The following is a 14590-nucleotide window of genomic DNA, read 5'->3' as shown; positions in this document are numbered from 1 at the left end:
AAATGAAATAGTATCTATTGTTTAAAAAATCTATACAGTTAAAGCAAATAAAAAAATACACCTCCAATTGTTAATTATGTGTCTAACAATTGGGGTGCACTTCAATAACAGTAGGTCTTTTTCAAAAAATCAATAAGCCCTAATATTGTCTATCCGTCACTGTACGAAAATCAATACACTACTTAAATATTACTTTCCTTGTACAGAAATTCCTAATACATAGTAATCTGGATGTAGAGTAACTACAGACTCCCCAGGTTTTACCCACTGTAGAGGACTTACATTTAATTCTACGCTATGATTATCTTTTTCAAAACGATTGATATAATCCTTATCATTTTTTACAAAACTATCAATTTCTTTTTTTAATTCTGGATTTGGATTTACTAATCTATCAATCTCTTTATCAAGAGTGAAATTCGGATTTATCATATGCATCCAGTTTTTCGCTAGCTCAACAGTTGATTTGTCAACGACAAACATGAAATAGAAGTTATCTTCATCCTTCCCAACAAACGAAAATGAACCATGAGAGTCAATCATTCTTGGTAAATTAGGAGTATATAGATCAATTTCTGATGCTACATATCTATATCTGAAATTCGCATTATATTTCTTATTTACTTCAGTAACAAGATTTTGACCTTGTTTAGAAATAGATCGCTCTCTTACAGATGAAATTTCAATTGAATATCTATCAAAGAAAAAATCATCTGTCACTAACGCATTGGGAATACCTATTGGCGTTACCCCTGGTTTTGTCTCTGGCTTTGGCTCTGGTTTTGGCTCTGGTTTTGTTTCTTTTTCAACTGCATTAATAGAGTTATATAAGAACTGACTATACGCTTCACGTGTTACAAACATTTTTGGAGAATACATATTACCTCCAGTACCAATTGTAACCCCATTTTCCTCTAATGCACTAATTGCACCGTAAGACCAAGAATTTTTATCAACATCTGCAAATTTTGTTGTTTTCGTTGCCTTAAATTTAAAAGCATTTGTAAGTGCTTGTGCCATTTGTTCACGAGTTAAAATATCATCTGGACCATACTTTCCATCACCAAATCCATTTACAAATCCTGCTTTAGCAAGTGCTAAGATTTCTTTTTCAAACAAATGTCCTTTAATATCAGTAAACGGATTTTTGAAGCTAGCATCTGCATCTGCTGGTTTTAGGTACATATAAATCATTCGAGCAACTTGCCCACGAGTTACATTGTCACCAAAGCCAAAGATATTATTTCCGTACCCTTGCACTACTTTACGATTTGTTAAATCATAAATTGCTTTTGTAGACCAGTGATTTGCTGGAACATCTTTAAATGTTGTATCTGCCTGTACATTTGATAAAGATGTTAAAGTTGTTGCTGCAAGTACTACACCTGTTAAAATCATTTTTTTCATTTTCATGCTATTTCCCCTTCTTCTCCTAATTATGATTACGAATGAAAATATACTTTATTTTCCAACGTAATCATAATAACACAAATACATTATATTTATATATATTTATTTATTGTTTTTAATAATAAAAATACTAATTCTCCCCAGAACGCTATAGACTCACAAAAAAACGCTTCTTTCCTATAGAAGAGTTTTTACTACATTTTTACTGTTAAATAGCATTTTCCTTTATTTTAAGTAAATGTCTGCTGCATTCTTTTTAAACTAGCCGAGATATGGTTTTAGTATTTCTAGCCCTATTTTCAACTCTTCTAATGAGTTTGTAGAGGATAGAACAACTCGTAAATACTGATTAGGCATGGTTTGTGCGGTAATAAAGCGCTCGGAATGAAAAACCCGAATGCCGTGCCTCTCCAAATCTGTTTCTAATTAAAATGCATCATAATGATTTTGAATAGGTAGCTAACGGTAAAAACTAAAAGGATGCCCTACAGGCTTGTTGGAAGAAAAATATCCTGAATAAATTTCGTTTGCAGACTCCGCTAAAAATTTCTTCTGCTTAACAATTTCATGAGCTTTTCCTGATAACACTAGCTCCGTTATCACCTCTACGTCTAAAGAAGATGTTTTAACATTGACATTAAATATAGCCTTTAAAATATCCTTACGTAAGGCATCCCCGAATACCATATAAGCAACCCGTATCTAAAACCGCAATAGCTATGTGCTTTCCTTTCTCCTTTTTCTCCCATACTAACGGAGAAAACTCATCTCTTAGCCTTAGGAACTACAGGGATAGCATAATCAATCAAAATCCACGAGGTTTCCGTACTTAGAAATCTCCCACCTAACGACCTTACAGCCTATAGGAATTGAAAATAGTTTAATTCTCTAACATGGATTGTGGAACAACTTTTTTTCCCACTACTTTAAATTCAATTTCCCCTTTTTCTCCATATATTAGTTCTATAATTGGAATAGTTACCATTAATTTCCCCTTCTTTTTTCTTTCTGTCTCTAAATCAATTATTTTCATGTCACAATCCCCTTTATTTATTATAAACAAGGAGAAAGCACTCAAATGAGTGCTTTCTCCTTGTTTATAAGTGGACCTTGTAGGACTCGAACCTACGACCGAACGGTTATGAGCCGTTTGCTCTAACCAGCTGAGCTAAAGGTCCAAAGCATAAAATTTACTTCATAAGGCGTATTCACATATATCATTTTACCATATAATGTATCAATTCACTTTACTCTTTATTTAATATGCACATTTACATCGTGTTAAAAGTGTTTATATTCTGCACTCCTAATATTCTGTAATTAGTACTATCTTTTAATACCTTTACAGAGGTCTGATTAACAGTAAATAAAATGTATATATCAATCATATTAAAAATGATATAGTTACACTATTTAATTATTTATATTGTCAAATACTCTTATGCAATATTGTTTAATATCAGTAATAGCAACTAAATTATATGCCTGTTTCATTGTATTAAAACAATTATCTATCTCCTCTTTTTCCATGATAGGTTTACCAGAATTATTATCTTCTAATTCTAGATCAGCTACTGCCCATGGTAAGTCAAATAGAATCATTTTCTTTAAAGTCTTCCCACTATAACAGCCTAAAGTATCAACTACACAATCTAATAGTTGCTTTTCTATTTGAGTTAACTGAGTTGTACTATCATAATTAACTTCAAGATTGTCGTACTGATATCCTTTGTATTTATCAAAAATAACTCGATATATCGGGCCGTGACTTCCTACTTCACAATCATCTTCAAATAAATATGTTCCAGTAAACACCCTACAAAATCCTTGCGCATAGTATAAAAGCTTTTGAAGGGCTAAAGGAGTAATATCATCATTTTTATATAGCAAATAGTTAGCAACTTCCTCGATTTTCGTAGTCTGCGTAGAAGGAATATCATCATTTTCCTGTAGCTTTGCGATTGCTCCTTTAGAGACTCTATATGCTTTTTGAGTAATTAAATCTTTATTTCTTTCCAAAATATCTAGCATAAAACATTGATCTCTACCTAATCTTTTCAATATATCCGAGTACTGCTTTGTCGGAATATCTCCATTTACATACCTTGTTAGGGTAACTTCTCCCCAACCTAAAAGTAAAGACAATGGACGTTTTCCAATCTTATATTTTTCTAAAACCTCTCTTATTTCAGAAATAGTAACTAACTGTTCCCGTTGTCTATAGGCATGATCTAATTGTTCTAAATTATAATCATGAATGTTAGGAACAAATATTTCAGATTTACACTCCTCGCAATTTGCTTCTTTACCTACGTAATAATATTGCTTCCCTCTAATGACTGTCACTTTTTGAACATCTTTAGTAGAATACTTTACCATATCTCGACAAAACTCACATAAAACCAACATAAAAATCCTCCCTCATTTTAAAACCATTAGTCACTTATCTTTACCTAAAAAGATAAGTGACTGGTTTATTCCTTTTATGGAAAGAAACAACTATCATGTATTTGTTCCTGTCCTTATTTTCAATTAGATTCATCTTAATATATATATCTACCGACTTCTTTTGTCCCCAATTATCTAACTCATATTGTGGACAAAAGATATACAATTTTTCATGAGCAAAATTTGGATTTTTATTATCAACTGCATAACAAAAATCACGTACTCCTATATTAAGAAGAATCTCTTTCACTTTACTAGCGTTAATCTTATTAGCCTCTAAAAATTCACTATTCTCTTTCCTTTTTTCATTTCGAGAAACCGTAAATCGATTATTTTTAATTAATTTTTTAAACTCTAATATGTACTGCTCAATCTCCCCGATTGTAAAATTAGTGTGCTTTTTTGTCTCCCTATTTTGAAAGCTAATATGCATTAAAATTCTTTCCCCTTTCAAATCGTACCTCATATTTACTAGAATTACAATAAAAAACGTATCAATTGATACGTTTTTTAAAAATTCACAGTAAAATTCTATTCATCCTTCTTATAATGAGTACATTTATGTCGTCTACAAAACTTCTATATAATTATTTTTGCTGCGATTCGTAAATCTATTATGTATCTATTTTAAAATCACAGTTTCATGTATCCGTGTATACATTTAACGTAAAAAAACTACATATCCCTCCAAATTCCCTGATAAACAAATCATTACTCATATGTATTCTCCCCTATATAAACTTCCTATCTTAATCTGTTTTTTTATACAGAAATATATATTTATACCTGTTTAAACCCAAACAAAAAAGGCCTCCTCAAGTCGATTAATTGTGCATAGCAAAATAAGCTAAATACACTAATCGGCTCAAAGAAGCCCTCTCAAAATTAAAGTAAGAACAAAACTTACTTCTACAACTCAACCACAACACATAAGGTGTGGGAATGAACGGAATCAAATAAACTAACAATATACCTATATATTACAAAATACATAGGTTTATATCAAGATATTTTAAAATATTTCCAAATGCTGATTTTTAACCTATATTTTCTCCCAAATAAAAAAGCATATAAATACTTTACTCTTTCCAAAACTGTTCCAATAGAATGACAATCATGGTACCCACGAGTAATCCATTCATTAAAACATATTGTAAGGAAGAAGGAATGCCGCTAAATGCGCTTTCTGGAAGAAACATTATTCCTAAACTGATTAATAATGTAATTCCTAATATTGTTAATCGGCGTTGATTTAATTCTTCGCTTAAAATTGATTGAAATGAAATGCCTATTACTTGGACAAATGTTGCTAAAAGTGCAGCATTTGCAATAGGGCCTGGAAGCAAGGATATAAAGCTTACGATTGAGGGAACAAAAGAAATTCCTGCTAATATAAGACTCGCTATAAGGAATAAATTCACTTTTCTTTGTCCTGTTAGTTGAATAAATCCCGCTGATGCAGGTAATGGTACAATTCCAATTGTAGAGAATAACGATGAGATAATATGTGATATACCTCCGACCCATATACCACGGTTCAATGTCTGCTTTTCATTTTCTTTAGATAAGGGAGCTACTTGTTTTACAGCTGAAATAGCCGCAATTGTATTTGCAACTAAAAGAAATGTAAATAAAGTTGCAGTTAGGGTCATTCCAATATCGAATCTAGGTGTCCCCCAAGCGAATATCTGTGGTAACTTAACTAGCTGTGTGTGTGAAGGCATATGAGATGATTTTCCTAAAACAGCATACAAAAGCCAACCAAATGAGATTCCAAGTAACACAGCGTAACTTTTCATCCATCCTTTCCCTTTAATTGATAAGTAAGTAATAAGGGCAAAAACAAAGAGTGCAATAGTAGCTGTTGGATAGTCAGGATGAGTTGCAGATCCTTGTAATCCCATCATTCCTTTTAGTAACACACCACTAAGCTGAAGTGCTAAGGTTAAAAGAAAAGTTCCTGTAACTAAAGGGGTAAATAAACGTAAGATTCGATGAACAAGCCCTGTTATACCAAGAACGAAGAGTAATATACCTGCAATAATTAATCCACCTTCTAAAAGTTGCAACACGTCTTTTGCACTTTGTCCCTGATGCATAGCGACTTGTCCTAGTATGACAAATATACTTATCCATGAACCCGCTGGACCATCCGCAATGGGATAGTTATGTCCAAACAAAGCTTGTATAAATGAACTTACTCCCACGACTAAAAAAGTGCGCTGCATTAATGTTGAAATATCTTCTATTGATAAATGGAATATACCGCCAATAATGATAGGTAATGCAATTGCATTTGCTAATAAAAAAACAAACCACTGTAGAATATTAAAGCTTGTATTAAAGTATTTTTTATTCATATTATTCTCCTTTACCAAAAAAAGAATCTCATAGTAAAAATCCATCCTTTCTATACAGTTAAATTAAAAAGGATGGATTTTGTAACTCTATAAAATCATTTTAATTATATAGATGGATTTTTGATTAATTACCATGTACGGAACGGTAAGAATTTCCCGTTAAGTGTAATAACGATACGAGGATCGCCACCTTTTGGATCTTCTTGTGTATCTACACCTAGATTGAAGTTAATTGCACTCATTACACCTTCACCGGCTTTTTCTAAGATTAATTCTCTAAGAGTTGGTGCGTATTGTAACATCATTTCATATAATCGATATAAGATTGGGTCTGTAGGAGGCATTTGCATTACTTGACCTCTAAGTGGAACTACTGTTAATGCCTGAACTACTTCTTCATCTAATTGTAATAGTTTACCGATTTTTTCTGCCTCCGAACGTGTCATTGTAGCCTGCCCTAATAATGCTGTTACAACCCAAGTCTCAGAGTTTTCACTTACTTTTGAAATTTCTTCCCATGTTAAACCTTTTGCAATTTTTGCTTCCATAATTTTTTGCGTAGCTTCTTGTCTATTCATATCTAATAACTTCCCTTCATTTAAGTAATAATTACTGTTTCATACCATTTAATGTTTTATATCCATCAACTACTACATCTAATTTACCTGTGTGAGGATCAATAACTAAACCATGTACAGGAACATCTTTTGGAATAAGTGGATGATTTCTTACTAAATCAACATTAGCTTGAGTCGAATCACAGATATCATCGAATCCAAATAGCCATTTTTCAAGGTCAACACCAGCATATTCAATTGCTGCTAAAATTTCTGGTGAAGCTACTCCACGATCTAATATTTTTTGAAGTGTTCCTTTGGGATTAGTTTGGCTTGCACCACATCTATGGTGTCCGATAAGAAAGATTTCATCTGCATTTAGATCATATACTGATGCTACAACACTTTGCATAACACTATCGAAAGGAGAAGCAATCTTACCACCTGCATTTCTAATAACTTTTGCATCCCCATCGTGTATATCTAAAGCTTTTGGAAGTAGCTCAATTAAACGAGCATCCATGCAAGAAACAACAACCATACGTTTTTTAGGCATTTTTGTTGCTTCACGGAGAGCGTATTCCTTATTTTCTACAAATTGTTCATTGAACGATAAAATATCTTGTAATAACATATTAGTAACCTCCTTTAAATCTAGATGTATTTTTTTGTTGCGTCCTCTGTGTTATAAGTAAATATAACTAATAAACAATGCGATGTAAGAGGATAAACTAAGTATAGTGAATTGTATCGATAAGCAGAATAAGTTGGCGAAACACTTTCTGGGTTTCTACTTTCACGGTGAAAGGATTGGTTTATATCATTGATCAAACAGATTTTGAGATACTAAAATTGTTAGGAGAAAACTCAAGAATACAATGGAAAGAACTAGGGCAAAAAATACATATGACTGGGCAGGCTGTAGGAAATCGAATTAGGAGATTAGAGGATTTAGGGATTATTGAACAATATACAATCGCAATAAACCGAATCAAACTAGGACAAACAGTGACTGCATTTGTTACTTTGTTTGTCACATCAGCTAATCATCAAGAGTTTATGAACTTCTTTCAAAAAGAAGAAGAAATATCTGAAGTACATCGTGTAAGTGGTGAAGGATGTTATTTATTAAAAACACATTTTTCTTCTAATGAAGAATTGGATAACTTTCTAGGGCGACTATTAAAATATGGGAATTATCGTGTTAACCTATCAATAGGAAAGTTAAAATAAAGTCTTTTTTCTTCCGAGGGGATAAGTTATTTTCTAATCCTTATTTCTATAGAGATAATAAGAGCCTTACTACAATTTGTGTGTAGTAAGGCTCTTTAAATACTTATTAAATGCTATCTAATTGGCAGGGACTACCGCATTAAAGGTAACCCCTTTTCATAATTATTGACTTACTTTTGCTATCTCCTTTAAATATCTTTGCATATTTTGATTTACTGCATAGACATAACATCCATTTATACCGCGAGATAATAGTACGTAATAAATACGTTTAATATAGGATGTTAACTCCTCATTATTTATATCTGTTCCCTTAATTGGAAGACCGTTTCGATCTTTATATTCTTTTGGATTCACTACAATCTTAGCCTTATTTAAATCATAGTCTCCATTTTCTTCACCTGCGTAACCACAATCAATTTCAGCTCCTAAAATCACACCAACATAATTTAAATCCGCACCTTGTGTAGTATGTATACATCCTATTTCCTCTATACTATTCTCAAAGTTAATCCAACCTTTTACCTTTGAGTTCCATTTGAATGTCTCACCTGTAACAGGATCTTTTATATCATAATGATTTTTGTCCTTCTGTGTAATCCATTTCCAAGAATAACCCGCGACTACACGACATAATTCATGTTTTTCATTTAACATTTTCATAGATTCATTCAATTCTGTAATAGAGTCCATTACCTTAAAATCATAGCCCCGCAATAACCCTTCTTCATACACTCCAACATTATTTGCTATTTGTAAATATTTACGAAGCCATGCTAAATATTGATCTCCAGATTTTAAACGGAATTGTTTATGTAAGGGATGCCTCTTATAATTCGCTGTCAACTGCTGGAATACAGCTGTATTTATATCTGCTGGTCGAATTGTTTGGTATGGATCATAAACCACAGTTAAGTGATACGCAAATGTTTCTATTAATTCCAACTCAGTTGTATAACCATTATCGGTGACTAAATGTTTTAAATCACGTGCTTGTTTACCAAAATATTGTTTTAGACGATGTGCTTCGTCCACAAAAACATATTTATATTTTGTGCCCCTACTTTTTGCCTGCTTAATAAATTGTGAAGGTGACAGTACTGTAATACTTTGTAGACCTAGTTTGTTCATCAAGCTCTTATATAAATTTAATGAGTGATTTTGTGGAACAACAAGTGCTATATCCTTATAATTCAATCCCTCTCTCGCTTTACCAGTTTCACTGTCATAAGCAAGCGCATATAAGATGTTTGTTAATACAATTGTTTTACCAGTACCCGGGTCCCCTGTAATCAAATGTCGACTATTTGATGTAGTAAGCATTGTATTAAAAATGTCTTTACAAACCTCAATTTGATTAGCCGATAACTCTTTAAACGGTGAATATTTATAAATAAATTTATTATGTATCTCACCTAAATTTTCACTAGCTACCCCTTCTTTAATTAACTCATTCCAAATTTCTTTAAACATACTTTGAACATCTTCAATGCCGTTATAAGAATGAATCTTTTGGCCCCTTACTTTATTCAGTAAGTTAAATTTATCATCTGCAGATAAATATTCAATTAACAATGTTTCAATATGCTTAATTGAACTTTCATTAAATAATTCACTTTTTATTACAATAACTTCATTGAATGTTTTAGCTTCATCACTTATATGTGCAACAAAACGCTCATATATATCTGTAGACTTACCTACATATAAATTCTTCTTATCCCGTTGAATATAGACTACTGGTATTCCATCTATTTTAGGATCTCTGATACATCCTTGCCCAAACTCTTTTCGCTTCTTTTTAATTATGTAAAATGAAGATAATTTTGCTGCAAATGATAGCATTTGAATAACTCCCTACTTTTTAATTTTAAGAATACTTAAGGATGTGTGGATTTCATACTTTTGAAATACAATCCTTACATCCAAATCATGATCTCAACCATCTGCTTTCTCATAACCATTTTAAAAAACTGTAAAACGATTTTCGTTTTACAGTTCGTTATATTTTTTATTACTCCCAAATGCTTTTTCTACAGGATATTTCTCTGCATTCTTTTCCAACTTAGCATGTACTACTTCTTCTAGATCAATATCTAATTTATCACTTAGCATAAGTAAATAGATCATTACATCGGCCATTTCTTCTTTTATTTCCTGCATTTTCGTCTCTGTTGCTTCTTCACTAGACTTCCATTGAAAAGTTTCAAGCAACTCTGATGCTTCTAAATTTAAGGAAATTGCTAGATCCTTCGCATTATGAAACTGCCCCCAATTTCTCTCATCTCGAAATTTTATTACTGCCTTTTGCAAATCTTCCATCACTATTAATCTCCTCTCAATTACTTACTATTTCTTTAAAACAAAATTCATTATATCTATAATTCCATCTAATTAACCTTGATCCAGATATAATCATCTTCATATTTAACATTTAATTTTAATCGAATCCCCTTGATATAGTCCTCTAATTTTCTTGTAAAATCCTCATCATTGAATTGGTCATATTTATCTATGGCTAGATATAACTTAAATATATTCCCTTTCGTTAAATCAAACTCCCATTTCAAAAAATTATGTAGCATATTTTCCTTACTCATGTAGTGATTAGCTTCCATATAATCTAGTAATTCATATAGATTATAGTATACCAAGTTATTTGGTTTAAGCTCTTCACATTTGGGACAATATTCTCTATATCTATCTTGTAATTGCATAATCATTTCTGTTCCACATTGATTACAGTTATACATGTACCATTCCCCTTTACTGGATAACCCAATTCGTCTCTCTTATGTTCTTCCTGTCCTTGAAGTTGAAAATTATACTATTTTACTTTAAAAATATTCCTCTTATGCCACTTAAAGTATAATTTATTTTCCGGTTGAATTCCTATCTTAGCTTTTGGTATTAATCCAAATTTCAAATAATCTGTTTCCACTATTAATGAGGAAATATGCAGTCGTCCCTGTCCATCAAATGTGATAAATCCTTTATCATAAAGAGCATCATGATTACAGCACAGTAGTACACCGTTATACGGATCTAAGCGTTCCATACTTGTACTATCTTTCCATGGCTTAGAATGACTTGCTCTTAACAATTCTGGTAAATCTATTCCGCATAATGCACATTTTTCGCTCCAAATCTCCATTAATTCCTCTCTAAATTTTTGCTGTCCAATTCGGATTTTTGCTTTTACTTCGGATTCCGTTTCAGCTATAACCGGAATTAATGTGTTGTTTTCTGTCCTTCTTACCGGATCAACTGCTAACTCTAATTGCTCATCATTTATTTTATAAATGTTTGAATCACCAATTAGTTCCATTAATTTAAGGGCTAATTCTTCATTACATGGATATAAATAACCTTGGTTTCCATTTGCATCTGATTGAAAAGGTGAATATTTAATTGGCAACAGGTGCGATATTTCTTCAAATTTCTCACGTATATTAATTGGTTTTTCTAACTCATGATATTTTAAAGATACCAAATAGCCTTCATCATTCCATTGATCATGGCTTTTCATAATCGATGGTTTATTCGATTCCTTACAATCTTCTTCAGCGATACTAACTGCTACAATATTCCCTTTTACATAATGAAAGATCCGATCCCCCTCTTTTACATCCATCATTCTTTTCCATGAATGTGGTACATTACCGCCTCTATCCTTTTTAGGTGACCAAATAATTTCTAATCCTTTTTCCTCTTGATATGTATGCCCCTGCATAACAATAAAATGATTCATATACTCTCTCCTAAAGCGTTAACTCATTACGCTATTTTCTATTTAATATAATACTAAAAAACTCTCCTATGATTAGCAAATTGTCTGTTTCATTTTCAATACCAAACAACCTTCTCTACAGAAAAATTCTACAATTCCTTTTACTCAACAATTGAGAAATCCAACTTTATATCCATTTATAAAAACAAAAGAGTTGACCCAAAAGGTCAACTCTTCTATTTTAAATTTTTTATTTCTATTCTTCTTCTTTTTTTGCAATTTCCCGTTCATTTTTAGCGATTAAATCATGAAAATGTTCTTCTTTGTTTTCTTCAATATAATTCATAAGGTCTTTAAGTTCCATTTATATCGCCTCCTGTATTTATTATATCAATAATATAATAAAATGTCAGGGTAAAATCTATTAATTATTTTATAAAAATTTATACGATATAAATCACCTAAAAAACAAGGACTGACTTCTCGTAAAATTGATTATTTCGAGATTCATCCACAATAATTTCTTTTACTCGTTTTGATTCTTTAAAAGCAAAAACTTCTGGTTCCTTTCCTGTATTATCATATAAAGTGTAGCAATCTATTAAATCTTTAATTTTAGAAAATGTAGTAGCTACTCTCATATGACTTTGTTCAATAATATGTTCAGGAACCAATCTTCCTGTTACTTTAAAACGCATATTAGATCGTTCTAAGGCCACTTTTATTGGAACATCCACAATGATTGCTTTAATGCTGAAACCCGCTTGTCTTAATTGTTGAATTAACTTTATGTATTTCACTTCATTTTTCATTGTACCATCATACATAAAGTTTAGTTTTCTTTTCATGCAAATCTTTAATAGTTTCATGGTAATATCACTACTTTCATCATGAACTAGAAAAGCTGCTTGTTTCATTGACTCAATATCTTCAGATTCCATTGCATCTTGATACTCTGGTATTTTTTCTTTAATCTTATCAGGATCTATCCAAATCATATTTTGTTTCTGAAGTTTATACCCCTTAATTACTAACTCTCCAATTGAACTTTTTCCAGCAGCAGAACCACCACCAAGTAATATAGCTTCAGGTTCCTGTTCTTGCTGTAATTGACCTTTTAGAAATGATTCAATAATCTCATTATGTAAAAGCTTACGTTCTATTGTGTACTCTCCATTAATTACGTACTTTTCTCTAGTTGGTTTCAATTTTTATTCTCCTCTTCTATAGATGCATTATTGTGTCCCTTTAAAAATTTGAGACCTTCCCCTTTAACTGCGCTTATTACTTCGGTATTTTGAAATCTCTATAAAAGATTTAACTTACTATAATTTCATATAACTCTTTTTGTTAGATGCTATAGGTCTCAATTCATCACTATATATCCCTTCTAAACAATCATTTTTCTCTTTAGCTTAAAACCTACTTTATACATCCACTTAAACAAACAAAAAAGGGCTCCTTTAAGTCGATTAATCGTGCATAGCAAATAAGCTATATACACTAATCGGCTCAAAGAAGCCCTTTCAAAATTGAAACAAGAAAAAACTTGCTTCTACAACTCAACCACAACACATAAGATGTGGGAATAAACGGAATCAAATAAACTAACAATATAATTATATATTACATAATAAAATTATAATTCTCAAGGATATTTCATTAAAATATTCCTACAGTGCTTCTACGGTAGGAATATCAGCAGGTGCCCACTTTAAATGCTTTAAATCTTTAATACTCATCCATTTTAGCTCTGCATGCTCAAGAGCTTTAGGCTTACCTGCCAAGATTCTAGCTTTATATGTAGTAAGATGAACAACAATAGTTTCATACTCGTACTCGACTTCCTCTACCTTCTCATCTACAACAATTGTACATCCAAGCTCTTCTTTAATTTCACGAATTAATGCAGCTGGTGGCTCTTCTCCCTTGTTTATCTTACCACCTGGAAATTCCCAATAATTCGGTAACGTCATTGTAGGAGAGCGTAATGCACATAAGACTTCATTATTTTCATTAACAATTACCGCACCAACCACTGATATTTTTCTCTTCATACTTACTCACTTCCTTATACAGATTAATTAATACTTACTACCTTATATTAATTCATATTTTAACACCAAATTTTCCTTTTAAATGATGATTAACCTTTCATTTGCTAATGAATGAGACAAAATGAAAATAAAAAAATGGAAAATTTGTTAACGACAATGATATGCTTACATATGTATATTTGTTACATAAATACATTAATTTTATTAAATGAGAGGTGATGAATTGCATCTCGATATTAAATCATTACGGCATTATAATTTATAAGCAAAATCTAGTACCTTAGATAAGGAGGATCTTAAATGAACTGGAGAAATTTTTTTGGTTATCGTTCTAAAACCGCATGGAAAATGTTTATTGCTTCCATTGTTTATATCTTTATTTTATTTTTAATACTTCAAGCAATTATTCCAAATTCTATCCGCCCTGCCCTTGTTAATATTGGTTTTTTGGGATTTTCGTTAAGCTTACTGGCTTTAATTATTGGATTAATCAAACCACAATTTGTATTACCCAAAATACAAATTAAAACCAGAAAGAAAGTAGTATATTCATATTTATATCTAGCACTAGCTTTCTTTTTAATAGGTATTGTATTTATTGATGGAAAATCAACTTCCAATCAAACTGTACAAAAGGCAGACACCAAAATTGCCACTTCACAAGATACTAAAAAAGATACAGCAGACACAAAGAGTAAGGAAGAAGCTGACAGTAAGGCTCAGGAAGAAGCTAACCGTAAGGCTCAAGAAGAGACTCAACGTAAAGCTCAGGAAGAAGCTAACCGTAAGGCTCAA

General features: G+C 31.6%; 14 protein-coding genes, 1 tRNA gene and 2 pseudogenes. 2 read left to right on the top strand and 15 right to left on the bottom strand.

All coding sequences use genetic code 11. The features are described 5' to 3' along the window. Window positions 1–189: 189 nt before the first annotated feature. The 9 genes and pseudogenes from RT27_RS23250 to RT27_RS23215 form a co-directional block, all read right to left on the bottom strand. Window positions 190–1413, bottom strand: coding sequence for an S-layer homology domain-containing protein (locus RT27_RS23250; RefSeq protein WP_043937670.1), 1224 nt, complete (start codon window positions 1411–1413; stop codon window positions 190–192). Window positions 1414–1671: 258 nt separating this feature from the next. Next, a pseudogene (locus RT27_RS36265) lies at window positions 1672–2112 on the bottom strand (PLP-dependent aminotransferase family protein); the annotation flags it as partial. A gap of 178 nt (window positions 2113–2290) precedes the next feature. Beyond that, window positions 2291–2443 (bottom strand): hypothetical protein, encoded by a 153-nt coding sequence (locus RT27_RS34880; protein ID WP_000691090.1) that lies wholly within the window; start codon window positions 2441–2443, stop codon window positions 2291–2293. Between the two features lie 71 nt (window positions 2444–2514). Then, window positions 2515–2588: transfer RNA gene (locus tag RT27_RS23240), tRNA-Ile, on the bottom strand. A gap of 235 nt (window positions 2589–2823) precedes the next feature. Then, the gene (locus tag RT27_RS23235) at window positions 2824–3819 is read right to left on the bottom strand and encodes a type II toxin-antitoxin system antitoxin SocA domain-containing protein (RefSeq protein ID WP_043937668.1); all 996 of its coding nucleotides are present in this window, start codon (window positions 3817–3819) and stop codon (window positions 2824–2826) included. A gap of 40 nt (window positions 3820–3859) precedes the next feature. After that, window positions 3860–4312: a hypothetical protein gene (locus RT27_RS23230; protein WP_002062976.1), complete on the bottom strand. Its 453-nt coding sequence runs from the start codon at window positions 4310–4312 to the stop codon at window positions 3860–3862. 625 nt (window positions 4313–4937) lie between these two features. Then, the gene (locus RT27_RS23225; RefSeq protein ID WP_043937667.1) at window positions 4938–6218 is read right to left on the bottom strand and encodes a purine/pyrimidine permease; all 1281 of its coding nucleotides are present in this window, start codon (window positions 6216–6218) and stop codon (window positions 4938–4940) included. 128 nt (window positions 6219–6346) lie between these two features. After that, window positions 6347–6796, bottom strand: coding sequence for a cyanase (cynS, locus tag RT27_RS23220; RefSeq protein WP_043937666.1), 450 nt, complete (start codon window positions 6794–6796; stop codon window positions 6347–6349). Between the two features lie 31 nt (window positions 6797–6827). Next, window positions 6828–7409 carry a carbonic anhydrase gene (locus RT27_RS23215; RefSeq protein ID WP_043937665.1) on the bottom strand — a complete coding sequence of 194 codons (582 nt, stop codon included), beginning with the start codon at window positions 7407–7409 and terminating at the stop codon, window positions 6828–6830. Window positions 7410–7576: 167 nt separating this feature from the next. Here RT27_RS23215 and RT27_RS23210 point away from each other — a divergent pair, with 167 nt between their 5' ends. Next, window positions 7577–8008 carry an Lrp/AsnC family transcriptional regulator gene (locus tag RT27_RS23210; protein WP_000677475.1) on the top strand — a complete coding sequence of 144 codons (432 nt, stop codon included), beginning with the start codon at window positions 7577–7579 and terminating at the stop codon, window positions 8006–8008. A gap of 162 nt (window positions 8009–8170) precedes the next feature. Here the strand turns inward: RT27_RS23210 and RT27_RS23205 are convergent, their stop codons facing one another. The 6 genes from RT27_RS23205 to RT27_RS23180 all read right to left on the bottom strand — a co-directional run bounded on the left by RT27_RS23205 (window position 8171) and on the right by RT27_RS23180 (window position 13795). Continuing rightward, on the bottom strand, window positions 8171–9853 hold the full coding sequence (locus tag RT27_RS23205) for a DUF2075 domain-containing protein (protein WP_043937664.1): 1683 nt from the start codon (window positions 9851–9853) through the stop codon (window positions 8171–8173). A 147-nt stretch (window positions 9854–10000) separates the two neighbouring features. After that, entirely contained in the window at window positions 10001–10330 is a 330-nt protein-coding gene (locus RT27_RS23200; RefSeq protein WP_000389841.1) for a nucleotide pyrophosphohydrolase, read from the bottom strand. A 68-nt stretch (window positions 10331–10398) separates the two neighbouring features. Next, the gene (locus tag RT27_RS23195) at window positions 10399–10761 is read right to left on the bottom strand and encodes a hypothetical protein (protein ID WP_043937663.1); all 363 of its coding nucleotides are present in this window, start codon (window positions 10759–10761) and stop codon (window positions 10399–10401) included. 74 nt (window positions 10762–10835) lie between these two features. Further along, window positions 10836–11759 carry an HNH endonuclease gene (locus tag RT27_RS23190; RefSeq protein WP_043937662.1) on the bottom strand — a complete coding sequence of 308 codons (924 nt, stop codon included), beginning with the start codon at window positions 11757–11759 and terminating at the stop codon, window positions 10836–10838. Between the two features lie 440 nt (window positions 11760–12199). Beyond that, a complete protein-coding gene (locus tag RT27_RS23185) occupies window positions 12200–12946 on the bottom strand; it encodes a zeta toxin family protein (RefSeq protein WP_043937661.1) in 747 nt (248 codons plus the stop codon). Between the two features lie 465 nt (window positions 12947–13411). Continuing rightward, window positions 13412–13795, bottom strand: a complete 384-nt coding sequence (locus RT27_RS23180) for a (deoxy)nucleoside triphosphate pyrophosphohydrolase (RefSeq protein WP_000823376.1) — start codon at window positions 13793–13795, stop codon at window positions 13412–13414. A gap of 300 nt (window positions 13796–14095) precedes the next feature. Here RT27_RS23180 and RT27_RS23175 point away from each other — a divergent pair. Beyond that, a pseudogene (locus tag RT27_RS23175) lies at window positions 14096–14590 on the top strand (protein TolA); the annotation flags it as partial.

It is taken from the genome of Bacillus sp. L_1B0_5, from assembly GCF_000836715.1.
In the GTDB taxonomy this organism is placed as follows: domain Bacteria; phylum Bacillota; class Bacilli; order Bacillales; family Bacillaceae_G; genus Bacillus_A; species Bacillus_A thuringiensis_S.
The sequence above is the reverse complement of the archived record's forward strand: the minus strand, read 5'-3'. Positions and strand labels throughout refer to the sequence as shown.